Raw genomic sequence first — 16,375 nt, 5'->3', positions numbered from 1 at the left:
TGATTTTTCTTGCTCTATCATAACGGGCAGATTACAGAAATAACACACGGATGGCCTGCCTTCCTCACCGCTCCCTTCGTTATAATCGCGGCATGAAAAAATCCAAAGCATCCTCCACCCCCAGGCGAAAGCCCTCCCGACGTTCCTCCAACAACGGTCGCCGGCCGTGGTTCTGGCGTTTTATGTTCCGGTTATGTGCCATCGGTCTCGTTTTGCTGGCTGGCTGGATGGTTTACCTCGATGCCGTGGTGACCTCCCGTTTCGAGGGCCGGCGTTTCGAGGTTCCGTCCCGGGTTTACGCGCGCCCTCTGGAGCTTTTCGATGGCGCCAGCGTCAGTGCCGGTGCCCTGGAGAGGGAACTGAGCCTCTCCGGTTTCCGTAAGGGTGACGGCAGGAAATCCGGCAGTTACCAGCGCACGGGCAATCGCTTTGTGATCAGTACCCGGGGCTTTTCCTTCCCGGACGGCGATGAACCCAGGCGCAGGATCTCATTGATGATATCTGGCGATCGGGTTCAGGGCTTTTCGGTGATTGAAGGCGATAATGCCCCGATTGTGCGGCTTGAGCCGGCGCAGATTGGCGGCATCTACCCGGCGCACAAGGAGGACCGGGTGCTGGTTCAGCTGGATGAAGTGCCGGCCCTGTTGCCCACCACTCTGATGGCGGTGGAGGATCGTAATTTCTACGACCATTTCGGCATCGCGCCACTTTCTATTGGCCGGGCCATGCTTGCCAACATCCAGGCCGGGCGCATCGTTCAGGGTGGCAGCACGCTGACCCAACAATTGGTGAAAAACTTCTTCCTGACTCGAGAGCAGACGCTGGTGAGAAAGGCCAACGAAGCCCTGATGTCGGTGCTCCTGGAGTTGCACTATGAAAAAGACGATATCCTCGAAACCTATCTGAACGAGGTCTACCTCGGACAAGCCGGTACGCGCAGCATTCATGGTTTCGGTCTTGCCAGCCAGTTCTATTTTGGCGAATCCCTCAAGGATCTGGATGTGCACCAGATCGCGTTGCTGGTGGGCATGGTCAAAGGCCCCAGTTACTACAATCCGCGCCGCCACCCGGAGCGCGCAACCGAGCGGCGGAATCTGGTGATTTCTGAAATGGAACAGGCCGGCCTCATTGAGCCGGGGCGCGCGTCCAGGGCTCGTGGATTGCCGCTGGGCGTCAGTGAGCGCCCGTCGTATTCGGAAAATCGGTACCCGGCCTATATCGATCTGGTCCGGCGACACCTTGCCCGCGATTACAAGGAAGAGGATCTGCGCAGTGAAGGTTTGCGGATTTTCACGACCCTGAACCCGGCGATTCAGTACGCGGCAGAGTATGCGGTAACCGATACCCTCCCGAGGTTGGGCGGTGGGCAGAATGCCGAGGCGCTGGAAGCCACCCTGGTAGTCACTGCGAAGGATTCCGGGGAAGTGCTGGCGCTTGTTGGTGGCCGGGACCCGCAATTTGCTGGATTCAACCGGGCACTGGATGCCAACCGTCCCATCGGGTCGTTGATCAAGCCGTTTATCTATCTGTCGGCGTTGCAGGAGCCGGAGAGGTATACCCTGACCACACCGGTGCTGGATAAGAGCTTTACCCTGGAATTCGACGATGGCAAACGCTGGCAGCCCAAGAACTACGATGGCGAGGAGCGGGGCGAAGTACCCCTGCACAAGGCCCTGTCCCACTCTTACAACCTGCCTGCCGTGCGTGTCGGGCTGGATATCGGAGTGGATCGGGTGCAGGAGACGCTGACAGCGTTCGGCGTCGACACCCCGATTTCCCGTTACCCGTCGATGCTTCTGGGCTCGGTTTCCATGAGCCCGGTGACCGTGGCGCAGATCTATCAGGGGCTGGCGACGTCCGGCTTCAATACGCCGCTGCGCACGATCCGTGAAGTCACGGACGCCGGCGGTGAGGCGCTATCCCGATACAGTCTTGAGGTTGAGCAAGTGGCCGATCCCGCCGCCGTGCACCTGGTGCAATACGCCATGCAGGAAACCATGCAGGAGGGGACAGGACGCTCTGCCTATTACACCGTGCCTGAAGAGCTCAGTCTTGCCGGCAAGACCGGCACCACCGATGATGGCCGGGACTCCTGGTTTGCCGGGTTCAGTGGTGACCTGCTTGCGGTGGCCTGGGTTGGGCGGGATGATAACGGGCCAACTTCACTGACCGGGGCCAGTGGCGCTCTGCCGGTGTGGTCGAGGTTTATGGCTCAGGTTCCCCAGCACGGCTTCTCGCCGGTGGTACCCGACGGGGTCAGTTATCACTGGGTGAATTCGGAGCGGCAGGCACTCACAGACGAATACTGCGACAATTCCCGTCTGCTGCCCTACATTGCTGGCAGTGAACCCACGCAGACAATTTCATGCTCCGGAACTCTGGAACGTCGAATCCGGGGTTGGTTTGAAGGACTGTTTCAATGATTGACCGACTTTCGTTAAGGACTGCCCTGATCGCCACGCTGCTGTCCGTGGCCGGTTGTGCTTCCGGGCCAGGAGGCGGAATCTACGTGCCGATCGGCAGTGAGCCGGCCAAGGCGCCGGAACCACCCAGAACCAGTACTGATAGCGAAGAAAGCGAAGCCCCCGTGTGGCGCAAGAGCGAACAGCCAGAGGCGGCTCCGGAAACCCGGGAACCGGCCCGTTCCAGCTCCCCTAGCTATCGGGAAACCGGGGATGGGCTCTCACCGGCGGCGCTCAGCCTGGTGCGTGAGGCCGATCAGCTGTTGGCGCAAGGCAATGTGCCTGGCGCTATTGCACGCCTGGAGCGCGCGCAGCGGATCGCCCCCCGATCTGCCGAGGTGTATTTCAAGCTGTCCGAAGCCTACGTGGCGGGCAATCAGTTGGGCTCTGCAGAGCAGTTCACTTTGAAGGGGTTGTCGCTGGCGGGCACTGATACACGGCTTCAGCGAGCAGGCTGGCTTCTGCTGGCGGATATTCGCCGGGCTCGAGGTAATGTGGCGGGTGCGGATCAGGCGGAGGCGAGGGCCGCCGCACTGTAACTCCCTTATGCCTGGCAGGCGGCCCCTTTCACTTTGCGACCGCCTGTCAGGTCAAAGGTTTATTCGACGAGTGGAATCAGCTCGGCTTCGGTTGTCTGGTTGGCAACAACTTCAAGGCTCTGTGTTCCCTCGAATTCGAGGTTATCATCCTGCTCGTTGTTATCTTCCTGGCAGCTGTAACTGATGGTGTAGTTACCCTCTGGAAGGAATGCCGCTGTGTAGCTGGAGAGGCTTGATTCATCGTCGAGCTCAACAGGTACAATCATCAGGGGATTGCCTTCCTCATTGTTGACGTTCAGATCCGATGTTTCGGCATTCTCACCGTAAAAGACGTAAACAGCACCGGTGTACTGACAGTCCGCCAGACTTTCATCCGCCATGCGGGTCGAACTTATCTGGGCAAAATCTACCTGGCCACTGATAAACCCAACCTGGAGATTGTTAACCAGTCTCAGGGACGGTTTCAGCATATAGTTAGCCAGGGCGTTACCCTGAGGGTCGACGATGGACTTGCGCACGTCAAAGTCGATGGTGAAGTTGGTGGTTGTGTCTGCGGCCACCAGGAATTCACCCTTAAGCTTGAGGCCACTTTGCTCGCCAGACGGAACTGCCAGTGAGTACTCGCTGTCGCCTGTAGATTCGCGCCTCACAAACGAGTTATCCGTGTCGACAATCAGGCGCAGTTCGGTGTAGGTGCCGGCAGGAACCTCCTCGTCGGTAATCAGTGGTTCGCTCAGGCCACCCTGGAGATCCAGCAGGTTTACCTGTTCGAATCCCGCGAGAGTAAACTCCACCCACGGACCGTTCTCGGGTTTCAGGCGAATTTCGGCGAACGCAATGGTGACATTGCTCAGGTCCATGGCCGGGGCGTCGGTAATGCCGAAGGACACCGTGCCCGTCCCTGAAGAGGCTGAGCTGTCACTGTCGCCGCCACTGCCACCACAGGCCGCGATGCCCGCAGCGAGAGTCGAAATGGCAAGAAGTTGTAGCGAACGTTTCATATAAACCTCCAAGGTTTATTTGCTGGAATCATAGCGAAGCAACATCGCTACCTGACTCCACCATCACGCTGCGGGGGAGGGCAGAGTTCCGGAAATTTTGTTAACGTTCCCTAATGTCTGGGCAACCGTTGAATCGGCAGATCGGGGACTCGGCCAATGCATCGGCTCGGCGACTTGAGATAGACTGCGCCGCTGGCATGAACCCACGCAGGTAAACAACGGCTTTGGCAATTTTTCCTTTCAAGCCCTCGAAGTCCCGGCGTTTTGACGCTCTGGTGCGGCCCCATCTGGATGCGATGTACCGGTTTGCTTACCGTCTGGCGGGTCAGCAACAGGATGCTGAGGATCTGGTTCAGGATGTCGTGGTCAAGCTATTCCCAAAGCTTGATGAGCTGGAAAGCGTTGACCAGCTAAGGCCCTGGCTGAATCGGGTGCTCTACAGGCAGTTTATTGATCAGGTGCGGCGTAAGAACCGGCAGAGTGACCGTCCGTTGACGGAGCTGGTCGGCAGTGAAAGCCAGGCCGATTGGCTGGACAGCCTCGAATCCGACAGTGTTGGCCCGGATCTGCAGCTCGAACACTCGCGCCTGGGACCGGCATTGGACCGGGTGATGATGACCTTGACGCCCGATCAGCGGACCCTTTTGTTTCTTCATGATGTGGACGGTTGGCGTCAGGAGGACATTGCGGAGGTGCTGGATATCCCGCTGGGGACTGTGAAATCGCGCTTACACAGGTGCCGGGCGGCCCTGCGAAAGAAATTGCAGCGGGAGCTGGAACCAACCGAGCCGGCTGGACGTGTGGGGGGATGAGGTGATGACAATGTCCTGCAACGAAATCCGGGTGGATCTGCCCGCCTACATTAACAATGAGCTTTCCGCCCCCGCCCGTGATCGGGTGCAGGAGCATATTGCTGGCTGCCCGGCGTGCAGTAAGTGGTTTGCTTCTGAGCGTGCTCTTAACCGGGCGTTGCAGGAGCAGTTCAGCGTCCCCGCGCCTTCCCCTGATTTTCAGAATCGTGTTCTGAGTTCGGCCCTGGGCGCGGGCAGTCCGCAGTCCGGATGGAGCCACGGGGCTCTGGGTGGTGCCATTGCGGCGGCCCTGGCGCTGGGTATTGGTCTTGGTGTCTTTTCAACGCCGGGTATTGTTACGGATGATGCAGACCCGACCGTTGCGTTGTCGGAGAATGCCGCTGAAGGGTTGGCAACCGGGATTGCCCACCCGGTTGAGAGAACTGTGCGTCTTGCCTTCCATTCCGGTGAAGCCCTGGAGAATGTCACGCTGACTCTGGAACTCCCGCCCAATGTGGAGGTGGCCTCCTGGCCGGGGCAGCGAGAGCTTAGCTGGCAGGTTAGCCTTGATGCGGGCGAGAACGTGCTGTCGTTGCCGTTGAACCTGCTTTTCCCGGGCTCTGGAGAGCTGGTGGCTCGACTGGACACCGGAGATCGCCATAAAACGTTCCGTGCCCCGATTCCAGAATACCCACAGAAGACCGTCGAGGGACCAGAATCATGATCAGAGAGAGACTTGCATTGAGCGCCAGGCTGGTCGGATTTCTGATGGTCGGATTCTTCATACCGGCAACAGCGCTGGCCAACGAGGGTCTGGATGTTACCATGCGCATGGTGACTGACGACGCAGAGCTCACCGATTCTGTGGTGCGGGAAATCGAGTTGCCCCGCGCTATCGAAAGACCCGAAAATCCAGGCAAATCTGGCTCCCGGGGTCTGGATGCGGCGAGTGAAGCCCGAGAAAGGGGGCGCGAGTTCGGTGAGTCCATGTCCGAAAAGGCCAGGCAATCCCGAGAACTGATCAAGGGTAAGCCAGAGCGGCCGGAGCGCCCAGAGCGCCCAGAACGCCCAGAACTGCCGGATGCACCAGGACTGGATCGCTGAAGCCGGGTACGTAACCGGGCCTCCCCTGCGTGGATTAACCCGGAGAGACCTGTTTGCTGGTATTTTGGCGCGCCCTGTTCCTGATTGTATCGTTGCTGCCCACGTCCCTTATTAAGGCGGCTGATTCGGAAGCCGGCATGGAGGATTTCCGGGCCGGCGTTGAAGCCTATGAAGCAGGCGAGCTGAACGCTGCGAAACGGCGCTTCCAGAGCGCTGTTGATGCTGGCCTGGTATCCCCCTCTCTTCTCTACAATCTTGGCGTTGTCTCGTATCAGCTGGGTGATTATGTCGCCGCTGAATCTGCTTTTCGTGCATTGCTGGACGGCGCGAACGGCGCCCTGGCGCGCTATAACCTTGGTCTGGTTGCGCTTGCACGCGGGGCGCCAGTCGAAGCGCGGCAATGGTTCGAGCAGGCCTCCGCTGAGAGCGCTCCGGACAAAATCCGGACTTTGGCCCGGGCTCAGCTGGATAAGTTCGATGGCGATATTCCGCCATCGGCCAGCCAGCCCTCCATTCGTGGCTATCTGGGTATCTCTGGCGGTTACGATTCCAACATTGCTGGCCTGCCCGAGGATACGGCGTCCAGTGAGGGTGGGGGCTTCCTTGAAGCACTGGCTGCGGGAACATACGAGCGACCAGTCGACACCCGCTCAAGAATCACACTCGATGTGGCCGCCTATTCCCGCGAACACCCATCCGATGAGGAATACGATACCCAGGTCTTGCAGGGAGGCTTGGGCTGGTCTCAGAGCCTGGCTGCGGGTGAGCGAGGAGCGCTGGTGTCGTTGGCGAAATCCTGGTTTGACAGCGAATCTCTTGAGACCCGATACGGCATCGAGGGCTTTCAGCGTTGGGGGGAGTGTCCGCTACCACTAGCCCCTGACCAGTGTGGAATATCCCTGGCAGCGGCAACTGTAAATGGTGGTTCAGGCTTCGAGGCCTATGACGGCCAGTGGTATCGGGCACGCTCTCATGCGCGGAAGTACCTGGGACCCTGGCGATTGGACGGCGAATACTCACTGGAAATCAATGATCGGCGGGATCTGCGAACAGCCGATGAATTTGTCAGTGTCTCACCTACCCACCACACACTGGAAATTGACGGTCGCTACCGCTGGCAGCCTGACCTGACTCTCGGAACAACCGGCTCGGTTCGCCACAGTCGATACCGGGATGCCCACCAGTTGGTCAATGCGACCGGCGAGAGCGGCCTCAGGGAGGATAACCGTCTGGAGATCGGGTTGCTGGCGGAGAAGTCCCTGGACAACCTTTGGCTGGTCCGGGGGGAGTGGCTGGTTCGGGACAACAGAAGCAGCCTGTCGCAGTATGATTATCAGCGCCAGACGCTGATGTTGACCCTGGAAGGGGCCTTCTAGCTCTGCAAGGCAAAGCCAGAAGACCGGCTACCCGTTACAGTCCTGCGTTTCTCAGGCGGTTGGCGTGTTGCTTGAAAACCGCTTTTGGATCAGTTTCGAAGAGGCTATGCAGGCCCAACGCCTGATTCACCTCGTCCAGGTGGTTCATGAAATAGTTGTCGCGTATAACCTTGCCAAACCGGCTGCTGCAGCGGCCTACCAGACCGTCGTTCTGGCTGAAGCCGAAAGCGAGGCTGGTGGTGCCCAACAACGCGTCGGACGGATCCAGTACGTTGGTCAGAACACCAGTGCCACCCCAGGAGTAGAAGCGTACGCCGTTAGCCGAGTAGGCGCCTTCACCGCAAGCGGTGGTTGGAATGCCGGCAGGGGCAAAGTTGTTGAATTCGGCGCTGCCCTGTGTGGTGAGGGATTCCAGGCTGGAGCGCAGGTCCTGGTTGTAGCCGCCGCCGGAGAGCAAATCGATCAGCCCACCCAATGCATTACCCAGGTTGGCGGCAAGGCTTTCCGCGGGAGAGCCGTAGATTAGGTCTGCGACCGGCGAGCCTTTATGGGGCGAGCCGACGGACGTCACTGAGGCGACCAGATCCGGCCGCACCCTGGCGATGTAACGGGCCGTGGGCCCCCCGTGACTGTGGCCAATCAGATTGACCTTGCCGTGCACCGCGGCTATGGCCTGCACCTGCGGCAGCAGCGCTTCGCCGCGAGCAATGGTGCTGTCCAGGGCGGGCACCTGAGTGGTGTAGACATCGGCGCCGTATTTGCGGAGATCCTCGGCGACGCCGTACCAGTAGTCCACGCCGGCAATGGAATCAAAGCCGAACATGCCATGCACCAGTACAACCGGGTAGCGAGTATCCGTATAGTTTGAAGGGGTAGAGTTCCACCACCAGGCGGCGGAGGGGGCCGACCAGGCCACAGTCAGGGCCAGGGCCATTGCTTGGATCCAGAGTTTCATTGTCGTTCCTACAGTTTGATGTTGTGTTTGTTATTCAAACTGCGGCTCAACCTAACGGGTTGCTCCAGAGACTTCCTGCTCGTACTGCATCTGCCTGTAGGCAGACCGAGTGCTTCCGTGCGCTGACTTGATTATTGTGTTTGTTAGATTGGTGCCGTCAGAGCATCTCGGTAGAGATTAGATCAAGATTTGATCAGGCGGAGTGGTAAGTCAACGGCACAAGAGGCCAGGCAGGGGTGTTCGCCGTGAAACTGTGATGCCCGTCACATCGGTGGCCCCGCAGGACATGTTTCGACCTGCGGGGCAGCGATGGGGACAGCGGAAATATCAGAGCGTGGCCATGACCTTTTTGGCCGCCGCTACCGTATCGGCGATGTCCTGTTCGGACAGTGCCGCTGTCGTAAAGCCTGCCTCAAAGGCGGATGGTGCCAGATATACGCCTTCTTTAAGCATGCCCTGGAAGAACTTCTTGAAGCGTTCGACATCACAGCCCATTACCTGGTCAAAGCGGGTAACAGAGCTTTCCTCGGTGAAGAAGAATCCGAACATGGCCCCGGCACTCTGGACCGTCAACGGGATGCCAGTGGCGTCAGCGGCTTCTTTCAGGCCGTCGCGAACGGCATTGGTTTTCTCGGTCAGCCGGTCGTGGAAACCCGGTTCGGAGATTGCGTTCAGGGTCGTCAGGCCGGCGCACATGGCCAGGGGGTTACCGCTCAGGGTGCCTGCCTGGTAAACCGGTCCCAGCGGTGAGATGTGTTCCATGATTTCCCGTTTGCCGCCAAAGGCGCCGACCGGAAGCCCGCCACCAATCACCTTGCCCAGTGCGGTGAGGTCCGGGGTTACGCCATACAGCCCCTGCGCGCCGCCGAGGGAAACCCGGAACCCGGTCATTACTTCGTCGAAGATCAGAACGGTGCCGTGCTCGTCGCACACTTCCCGCAACCCCTCAAGGAAGCCGGGGACCGGCGGGATACAGTTCATATTACCAGCGATCGGCTCAACGATAATGGCGGCGATCTGATCGCCCATTTCCCGGAAGCATTCCCGAACGCTGTCCATGTCGTTGTAGGTCAGCGTGATGGTGTGCTCGGCCAGGCTGGCGGGGATGCCCGGGGAGTTTGGTACGCCCAGGGTGAGGGCGCCGGAGCCAGCTTTGACCAGCAGTGAATCCACGTGGCCATGGTAGCAGCCCTCGAACTTCACGATCTTGTCACGACCGGTGTAGCCCCTCGCCAGACGGACAGTGCTCATGGTGGCCTCGGTACCCGAATTCACCATGCGGACCAGTTCGATGGATGGCACGAGTTCGCAGACTTTCTTGGCCATCTCGGTTTCGAGGGCCGTGGGGGCGCCATAGCCAATGCCCAGATCGACCTGCGCATGCAGGGCATCCTTGATACGCTGGTCACCGTGGCCAAGAATCATGGGGCCCCAGGAACCGATGTAATCGATGTAGCGCTGATCGTCTTCGTCGTAAAGATAGGCGCCCTGGGCGTGCTTGAAGAAGATCGGCGTGCCGCCAACGCCTCGAAAGGCCCGGACCGGAGAATTTACGCCACCGGGGATGTATTTCTGGGCCTGCTCGAACAGGGTTTCGGAGTGCGTCATGGATCTGGGCTCCTATTATTCCGGAAATGAAAAAAGTGGGTGATGGCTTGCGAACAGGCGCTCAAACGCTTTGGCTCGCAGCTCAATGTCATTTGTGTCGCCGCCAAAAAGGCCGCCTACTACGGCGAGCATGTCGGCCCCTGCACGGATAAGAGGTTCGCCGTTGTCTGTGGTTACCCCGCCGATGGCGGTGATCGGGAGGCCGAAAGGCTTCGCGTCGGTCAGAACATCGGGAGGCGCTGCCGGGGCGCCGGGTTTGGTCGACGACGTATAAAATCGCCCGAACGCCAGATAGTCCGCGCCCGCCCCCAGAGCAGCCTTTGCAAGTGCGAGATCGGCGTGACAGGTTATGCCGATTATGGCCTCATCACCGAGAAGGCGGCGGGCCGCTGCCACTGAGCCGTCCGTCTGACCCATGTGTACGCCGGCAGCCCCGACCCGTTTTGCGAGATCGGGATCGTCATTGATCAGCAACGGAACGCCCGCATTTCGGCATACAGCCTGCAAACTGACCGCCTGGGAAATCCGTTCAGCCATCGGCACGCTCTTTTCGCGGTATTGTACCATGACCGCGCCGCCCCGAAGCGCAGCCTCAACCGATTCGAACAGTGTTTCGGGTGGTGTCAGTACGCTGTCGGTAATGGCGTAGAGCCCCGGGCGCAGCCCTTTACTCATCGCTCCCACAGAATACCTCGATCCGGGACCGGCTGGCCTTTACCGACTTCCAGGGCGTGGAGTATGGCGCGATGAACGTAGTTCTGGGCCTGGGAAATGGCGGCGCGGGGAGACAACCCGGAGGCCCTGCCGGCAGAAATGGCCGCTGCCAGGGTACAGCCGGTGCCGTGGTACTCGCCGCCGATTCGTTCAATTTCCCAGCGCATGGGCTCAGGGGCGTGGTTATAGAGCGTGTTGATAATGTGAATGCCGGTGCCGTGTCCACCGGTGGCCAGCACGGATTCGCAGCCGCCCTTTAGCAGATTGTCGGCAGCCTGATCGGCGTCTTCACTGTTGCCGAGCATGGCCAGTTCGACGCCGTTGGGCGTGATCATTTCGGCCACGGGAAAGAGCTTCTCCTTCATGGCGCTGACCAGTTCGTCGTCGGCCAGATCACCGCCCCCTGCGGCCTTGATCACCGGGTCGGTAATCACGGGAATGCCCGGATGTTCACGGATGAAATCCACGAGCACATCCACCACTGCAGCATTGCCCAGGGCACCGGTTTTGATGGCGTGAATCGGGGAATCATCGGCGAGACACTGGAGTTGCTTTCGAATCAGGTCAGCCGATACGGGCTCGGCACCATATACGTTACGGGTGTCCTGCACCGTGAGGCAGGTAAGAACCGGCAAGGGATGACAGCCAAGGGAGGTGACGGCCTGGATGTCGGCCTGAATGCCGGCGCCGCCGGACGGATCAAGGCCGGAAAGAATCAGAACCTGTGGTCGGGTATAGCGTTTGATGACTCAGCTCCTCAAAACGGTTTGACGACAGCCAGGATAACAACGGCCAGAAGAATCAGCACCGGCAGTTCGTTGAACCACCGGTAAAACACGTGGCTTCTGGTGTTCCGATCGTCTCGGAAGACCTTTACAAGGTGCCCGCAGTAAAAATGGTAAATGATCAGAATGGCCACCAGAAACAGCTTGGCATGCATCCAGCCCTGGCTGAAATAGCCGGAGGCATTGTAACTGATCAGCCAGACACCGAAGACAACGGTGGCGACCATTGAGGGGGTGGTAATGCCACGGTAAAGCTTGCGTTCCATGATCTTGAAACGCTCACGACCGGGCTCGTCCTCGCAGGCCGCGTGGTAGACGAACAGTCTGGGCAGATAGAAAATGCCGGCAAACCAGCACACCAGTGAAATAATATGGAAGGCTTTCACCCACAGCATTCGTCAGCTCCGTCGGTATTGGTAGTAACTCTCTATATCGGCTTTCAGCACCACGCCGTAAACCCGCTGGATCATTGGCGCAACGTGACGTTGTACGTAGAGGGCCTCGGCATTGGTTGCATCGAACTCGTTTAATGCCTCCTCCAGGGTGGCCTGATATTGCACAGGGGCCACGTCGCGACGGTTCGCAGGTATGTCCATCAGGTCAATGGACTCCGGCGGTTCGATCTCTTCCCCGGACACCAGCTTCTCGGTGTCCTCCAGATATCTGGCGAGATCCACGGCCGGCAACAAGGCGGTCGGCCCGCTGCTGCCCTCAACCACCAGCCACTTTGGCTCGGATTTCAGTACTTTCCGCGCTTCTTCCACTGTCAGGTGCCGTTCGGTGCGCAATATGCTGCGATCCATGATTGCGCCAACCGATACCCGGCGCAGCGCCTGAATCACCGGGGAATTCTGATAGCTAAGCCCCTGGTTCTTGAGAATGGTCAGGAACAGTGACTTCTTCCCGAAAGCCTCGCTGGTGACCAGGCTTGAGGTGGTGATGATCAGCATGCCCGGTAGGATGATGTTGGGGTTTCGAGTGAGCTCCATCAATGCCATGAGCGCCGCGAGTGGCGCCTGTAGTACGGCGCCCATCATGGCTCCCATGCCGAGCATGGCGTAGAAACCAACAGAGGAAGCATGCTCCGGCATGATCTGGGCGCCAATCAGCCCCATGGCGCCGCCCAGGGTTGCCCCCATAAACAGGGTGGGGCCGATCACGCCACTTGGCATGCCCAGCCCTATGGAGAGCGATGTAATCACCAGTTTGGCGGCGCCGGCTCCGAGCAGCAGCCAGAACCCGAGTTCGCCGTTGATGGTTTCGTTGACGGTGTCGTAACCGATACCCATGGTTTCCGGAATAAAAATGGCGAATGGCACCATCAAAAGACCCGCAAACGTGATGCGCAACAGAACTGGGCGGTGGTGATGCTTGCCCATTGTGTCAACCAGCTGGATAAACAGCGCGGCCGAAATGCCGATAATCACCGCTATGGCGAGTATCCAGGGGATTTCCGTTAACGAGTTCATGGTCAGCGCCGGCACGCTGAAGGCCGGCTCCGTGCCATAGATCGCCTGGGTAACAATGGCAGCGCTGACAGCGGCCAGGATGATCGGTGTAAAACCCGCAATGGTGTATTCCATCATCACCACTTCCATGGCGAAGATGACGCCGGAGATCGGTGTGTTGAAAGAGGCTGAAATGGCGGCCGCACAACCGCAGGCCACCAGTGTCCGGATGCTGTTGTTCGGAAGCCGCATCCACTGGCCCATCAGGCTGGAAAAGGCCGCTCCCAGATGCACGGCAGGCCCTTCACGACCGGCCGACTGACCACTGACCACGGTGGCAACCCCCGAGATGAACTGCACGATCGCGCTGCGCATGGAAATGTAGCCCTGGTGGTAATTCAGGCGCTCCATTACGTGCACAATTCCGACCTTGCGGTCATGGGTGGCCAGACGATGCATCAGCAGCCCCAGACCGAGGGCGCCAGCCAGGGGCAGGAGTCCGCGGGTAAGCAGGTCCAATTGTTCGAAGGATTCGGAGCCATCCCCGGGCAGGAAATGCTCAAGCGGCCATTCGATAGCCAGCCGAAAAACCAGGATCACGCCCCCGGTTATCAAGCCGGACAGCAGGCCGAGCACGGCCAGTTGCGGCAAAGCATCAACACCGGAGAGTCTGCGCCGGAAAACAGGAATCAGATGCTCGGTAATCTGGTGCCAGATTTTCTGCATGAGGCCAGAGTTCCGGTGGATTTGAATGGTCTGCCAGAAGGATTCTGACAACATTGTAACGGTCGCCCTGAGGGCTGCAATAAGTCATTGGTTTATCATGGTAGACTACGACGTTAAAGCTCTTAATTCTGATACGAAGTCGCTGGAGAAAATGGTGATTAAAGTAGGCATCGTTGGTGGCACCGGCTACACCGGTGTGGAACTGCTGAGAATTCTTGCGGTTCACCCTGAAGTTTCGGTCAGTTGCATTACCTCCCGTTCCGAGGCGGGCATGCCGGTTGCGGAGATGTACCCCAATTTGCGAGGCCATTACGACCTCGCCTTCTCAGAGCCGGACGTCAATGTGCTTGGGGCCTGCGACCTGGTGTTTTTCGCCACGCCCCATGGCGTGGCCATGAGAATGGTGCCGGAATTGATGTCCGCCGGCGTGCGTGTAGTGGATCTGTCCGCCGATTTCCGTCTTAAAGATCTGGATGTCTGGGCCAACTGGTATGGCATGGCCCATGAGAGCCCGGAGTGGGCGGAGAAGGCGGTTTACGGTTTGCCGGAAGTGGTGCGCGATGAAATTCGCACTGCTCAACTGGTGGCCAATCCGGGTTGCTATCCGACTGCAGTTCAACTGGGATTCCTCCCGTTGCTGGAGCAGGGACTGGTGGATCCCAAACGCCTGATCGCCGATGCCAAATCCGGAGCCAGCGGCGCGGGCAGGCAGGGCAAGATCGGCATGCTCCACGGGGAGATCGGTGAAAGCTTCAAGGCCTACGGCGCCTCGGGGCATCGTCATCTGCCGGAAATCCGCCAGGGTTTGTGCGGTGCTGCTGGCGGGGATGTGGGTGTGACGTTCGTGCCCCACCTGATTCCAATGATCCGCGGCATCGAGGCGACGCTCTACGCCGAGCTGAAGAATCCGGCGGACTTTGATCGGCTCCAGACCCTGTTCGAGCAGCGTTTTGAGGTCGAGCCTTTTGTCGATGTGATGCCTTTCGGCAGCCATCCGGAAACCCGGAGCGTGCGCGGGGCGAACCAGTGTCGCATGGCACTGCACAGGCAGGAGCAGAGCAACATTGTTATTGTTTCTTCTGTCATTGATAACTTGGTTAAAGGTGCAGCCGGGCAGGCGGTCCAGAATATGAACATCATGTTTGGCCTGAAAGAAACCATGGGGCTTGAGGCTCCGGCGCTTTTGCCTTGATACCCAAGGGAAGATTGTGAGCGAACAGCGAAAGCCGGCTGAAGAGTATGTGGTCATCCGGCATCGACCGGGTTATCGCCTGCGCAGAACAGCCATCCTTCTGGTTTTTACCGTGGTAGCTGCGGTTGTGGGGTATGCCGCCGGGCTCGCCCAGGGCGGGTTCCGTTTTTCCAGCGCCGAGGAGTCGAACCAGGTGCTGGAAAACGAGGTCGAGAAGCTCCGGAATGATTATCGCAAGGCCCGGCAGAAGCTGATCAACCTTGAGCGTGGGCAGGCGATTGACGAGCAGGCCCTGAACCAGGCGCGAAAAACCATTGTGGATCTGGAAACCCGCATTGCGTCACTGCAATCGGACCTGACTTTCTATAAAAACATCATGGCTCCGTCGGAAACCAGCAAGGGGCTTCAGGTAGACAGCTTTTCACTGGTTCGAGCTCGCAATCAGGACAGTTATGACTTCAAGCTGGTGCTGACCCAGGTCGGCAACAACAAGAGCTACATTTCCGGTGTGGTGGCAGTCAATGTCATTGGTTTGCGTGATGAGGAAAAAGAGGTCATCGCCTTGCGTGACCTCTCGGAGGACATAGCCGATCTCGGTGTGAAATTCCGTTTCCGGTACTTTCAGGATGTCGAAGGCTCCCTGAAACTGCCGGAACAATTTGAGCCGCTTGAGATCCAGGTAGTTGCCCAGGCAGAGGGCAAAAAATCCTCGCAAGCCGAGCGCACCTTTAACTGGGACGATTTAACGGAGAACTGACATGCTTGGCAAAAAAAAGCAGAAGCCGCGCCGGCCCACGGGCCATTTTGACACCCTGATCTCTTCCCGTACGACGGTTGAAGGCGATGTGCATTTTAGCGGTGGGCTTCACGTGGATGGCCGGATTCGTGGCAAGGTCGTTGCCGATGAGGGCACCGACGCGGTACTGAGGATTTCAGAAGTTGGCGAAGTGACGGGTGATATCAATGCGCCCCACGTCATTATCAACGGAACCGTGAATGGTGATGTTTACGCCTCGGCACATCTTGAACTGGCGGAAAAAGCCTCTATCAATGGAAGCGTTTACTACAACCTCATTGAAATGGCGATGGGGGCGTCTGTAAACGGAAATCTGGTGCATCAGCGGGAGCCGGTCGGGTTGCTCTCCCAGGATTCCAAATCCGCCGGATCCGTTGAAAAGCAGGCTTCCGCTGGCGATTCGGCAGAGGAACCCAGCGCTGCGGGCGATGGTGGAAAGTCCGAATAGTTGATTGTTTTAGTCAGGAATACCATAATCGCCTGAGTTGTTCATAATTATCCGGAGGCGAACTTGAGCGCAGTTCAGCAACAAATAGCTACACCGCTGTTCTTCAGTGACAGTGCCGTTGCCAAAGTACGTGAGTTGATCGAGGAAGAAGAGAATCCCGAACTCAAACTCCGCGTCTTTGTGACGGGCGGGGGCTGCTCCGGATTTCAGTATGGTTTCTCGTTTGATGAAAGCCAGGATGAGGAGGATACCGTGATCGAGCGTGACGGCGTTTCTCTTCTGGTGGATCCGATGAGTTACCAGTATCTGGTGGGCGCTACCATTGATTATCAGGAAGGCCTGCAGGGCTCACAGTTCGTGGTTCAGAATCCCAATGCCAGCTCTACTTGCGGGTGTGGTAGCTCCTTCTCCATCTGATTGGCAGTGGCTT

The 16,375-nt window shown here is 58.6% G+C and carries 17 protein-coding genes; 10 read left to right on the top strand and 7 right to left on the bottom strand.

Features of this window, described 5'->3' with window-relative positions; translation table 11 throughout:
- Window positions 1–92: 92 nt before the first annotated feature.
- A complete protein-coding gene (mrcB, locus tag CFB02_RS12190) occupies window positions 93–2,423 on the top strand; it encodes a penicillin-binding protein 1B (RefSeq protein ID WP_088559239.1) in 2,331 nt (776 codons plus the stop codon).
- Window positions 2,420–3,001 carry a tetratricopeptide repeat protein gene (locus CFB02_RS12185; protein WP_088558188.1) on the top strand — a complete coding sequence of 194 codons (582 nt, stop codon included), beginning with the start codon at window positions 2,420–2,422 and terminating at the stop codon, window positions 2,999–3,001. Before mrcB ends, CFB02_RS12185 begins: the two co-directional genes overlap by 4 nt.
- A gap of 59 nt (window positions 3,002–3,060) precedes the next feature.
- Here the strand turns inward: CFB02_RS12185 and CFB02_RS12180 are convergent, their stop codons facing one another.
- Window positions 3,061–4,002: a DUF4382 domain-containing protein gene (locus tag CFB02_RS12180; protein ID WP_088558187.1), complete on the bottom strand. Its 942-nt coding sequence runs from the start codon at window positions 4,000–4,002 to the stop codon at window positions 3,061–3,063.
- Between the two features lie 224 nt (window positions 4,003–4,226).
- On the opposite strand from CFB02_RS12180, the gene CFB02_RS12175 reads away from it, so the two are divergent.
- From CFB02_RS12175 to CFB02_RS12160, 4 genes are read left to right on the top strand one after another with little or no spacing between them, the layout of a single operon-like run.
- The gene (locus tag CFB02_RS12175) at window positions 4,227–4,814 is read left to right on the top strand and encodes an RNA polymerase sigma factor (RefSeq protein WP_172835822.1); all 588 of its coding nucleotides are present in this window, start codon (window positions 4,227–4,229) and stop codon (window positions 4,812–4,814) included.
- 4 nt (window positions 4,815–4,818) lie between these two features.
- Complete coding sequence (locus tag CFB02_RS12170) at window positions 4,819–5,517, top strand: anti-sigma factor family protein (RefSeq protein ID WP_227519202.1); 699 nt, start codon at window positions 4,819–4,821, stop codon at window positions 5,515–5,517.
- The gene (locus tag CFB02_RS12165; protein ID WP_227519201.1) at window positions 5,514–5,897 is read left to right on the top strand and encodes a hypothetical protein; all 384 of its coding nucleotides are present in this window, start codon (window positions 5,514–5,516) and stop codon (window positions 5,895–5,897) included. The genes CFB02_RS12170 and CFB02_RS12165 overlap by 4 nt, the downstream gene beginning before the upstream one ends.
- Window positions 5,898–5,950: 53 nt before the next feature.
- Window positions 5,951–7,273, top strand: a complete 1,323-nt coding sequence (locus CFB02_RS12160; protein WP_088558185.1) for a tetratricopeptide repeat protein — start codon at window positions 5,951–5,953, stop codon at window positions 7,271–7,273.
- A gap of 34 nt (window positions 7,274–7,307) precedes the next feature.
- On the opposite strand, the gene CFB02_RS12155 is transcribed toward CFB02_RS12160, so the two are convergent.
- The 6 genes from CFB02_RS12155 to CFB02_RS12130 all read right to left on the bottom strand — a co-directional run bounded on the left by CFB02_RS12155 (window position 7,308) and on the right by CFB02_RS12130 (window position 13,509).
- Complete coding sequence (locus tag CFB02_RS12155; RefSeq protein WP_088558184.1) at window positions 7,308–8,228, bottom strand: lipase family alpha/beta hydrolase; 921 nt, start codon at window positions 8,226–8,228, stop codon at window positions 7,308–7,310.
- A 327-nt stretch (window positions 8,229–8,555) separates the two neighbouring features.
- Entirely contained in the window at window positions 8,556–9,836 is a 1,281-nt protein-coding gene (gene hemL, locus CFB02_RS12150) for a glutamate-1-semialdehyde 2,1-aminomutase (RefSeq protein WP_088558183.1), read from the bottom strand.
- A gap of 15 nt (window positions 9,837–9,851) precedes the next feature.
- Complete coding sequence (thiE, locus tag CFB02_RS12145; protein WP_088558182.1) at window positions 9,852–10,511, bottom strand: thiamine phosphate synthase; 660 nt, start codon at window positions 10,509–10,511, stop codon at window positions 9,852–9,854.
- Window positions 10,508–11,266: a bifunctional hydroxymethylpyrimidine kinase/phosphomethylpyrimidine kinase gene (gene thiD / locus CFB02_RS12140; protein ID WP_081449807.1), complete on the bottom strand. Its 759-nt coding sequence runs from the start codon at window positions 11,264–11,266 to the stop codon at window positions 10,508–10,510. Before thiD ends, thiE begins: the two co-directional genes overlap by 4 nt.
- A gap of 41 nt (window positions 11,267–11,307) precedes the next feature.
- Complete coding sequence (gene hemJ, locus CFB02_RS12135) at window positions 11,308–11,730, bottom strand: protoporphyrinogen oxidase HemJ (RefSeq protein WP_088558181.1); 423 nt, start codon at window positions 11,728–11,730, stop codon at window positions 11,308–11,310.
- 3 nt (window positions 11,731–11,733) lie between these two features.
- Window positions 11,734–13,509, bottom strand: coding sequence for a chloride channel protein (locus CFB02_RS12130; RefSeq protein ID WP_088558180.1), 1,776 nt, complete (start codon window positions 13,507–13,509; stop codon window positions 11,734–11,736).
- 154 nt (window positions 13,510–13,663) lie between these two features.
- Between CFB02_RS12130 and argC the strand changes: the two genes are divergently transcribed.
- From argC to erpA, 4 genes are all read left to right on the top strand, one after another.
- A complete protein-coding gene (gene argC, locus CFB02_RS12125) occupies window positions 13,664–14,701 on the top strand; it encodes an N-acetyl-gamma-glutamyl-phosphate reductase (protein WP_088559236.1) in 1,038 nt (345 codons plus the stop codon).
- 16 nt (window positions 14,702–14,717) lie between these two features.
- Window positions 14,718–15,458 carry a DUF6776 family protein gene (locus CFB02_RS12120; RefSeq protein ID WP_088558179.1) on the top strand — a complete coding sequence of 247 codons (741 nt, stop codon included), beginning with the start codon at window positions 14,718–14,720 and terminating at the stop codon, window positions 15,456–15,458.
- A 1-nt stretch (window position 15,459) separates the two neighbouring features.
- Window positions 15,460–15,945, top strand: a complete 486-nt coding sequence (locus tag CFB02_RS12115; RefSeq protein ID WP_088558178.1) for a bactofilin family protein — start codon at window positions 15,460–15,462, stop codon at window positions 15,943–15,945.
- A 63-nt stretch (window positions 15,946–16,008) separates the two neighbouring features.
- Entirely contained in the window at window positions 16,009–16,362 is a 354-nt protein-coding gene (gene erpA / locus CFB02_RS12110; RefSeq protein WP_008173146.1) for an iron-sulfur cluster insertion protein ErpA, read from the top strand.
- Window positions 16,363–16,375: the final 13 nt, after the last annotated feature.

The organism is Marinobacter sp. es.042 (assembly GCF_900188315.1).
Lineage (GTDB): Bacteria > Pseudomonadota > Gammaproteobacteria > Pseudomonadales > Oleiphilaceae > Marinobacter.
The sequence above is the reverse complement of the archived record's forward strand: the minus strand, read 5'-3'. Positions and strand labels throughout refer to the sequence as shown.